Below are 573 nucleotides of genomic sequence, written 5' to 3' on the forward strand. Positions count from 1 at the left end.
GTTCGGGTCTATCCGAAACACCTTAAGAAAGGGTGGGTGGGGAGCTTCCTTCTCCCGTCACTATACGGGGAGGTGAGGAGTGGTCCGCGCAGCGGACGAAAAGCCAATTGCTTGGCTTTTCGAACGACGAACGCCGGCAGGCGGATGAGGGGCATCGCTGGCCTCGGAAATTTGGGATGAACTGCGTGTCGAAGAGGTTCTTTGCGGGAGTGTCCTACAGGGTGATTATCCTCTGTTGGATTACGAAGGGCGGCCAATCGCAATCGTTGGCGCTGCCCCTCGTCCGGCCCTTCGGGCCACCTTCTCCCCGTATAGAAACGGGGAGAAGGAAAAGGCGCTCACATCCCCTTCATCGCGTCGCACGAGACGTTCGGGTTCATGTCGGCGAAGGCGCCGGTCGGGTTCTGCTTCCAAGCCCAGACATGCAGCTCGTAGAACGGGCCGAGGCCGTAGCGGTTGGGCGCGGTGTTGAAGTTGAAGAGATGGCCTTCGAGCGAGGCCGGTCCTTTCGACGTGATGTATTCGACGGCGATCAGCTTCAGCGTGCCGTCGGCCATCGGCTCGGACATGACG

General features: G+C 60.2%; 1 pseudogene. It reads right to left on the reverse strand.

The features are described 5' to 3' along the window. Window positions 1-338 precede the first annotated feature (338 nt). Window positions 339-573, reverse strand: a pseudogene (locus tag EOA28_RS37895) (hypothetical protein); the annotation flags it as partial.

It is taken from the genome of Mesorhizobium sp. M2A.F.Ca.ET.067.02.1.1, assembly GCF_004023285.1.
Classification (GTDB): domain Bacteria; phylum Pseudomonadota; class Alphaproteobacteria; order Rhizobiales; family Rhizobiaceae; genus Mesorhizobium.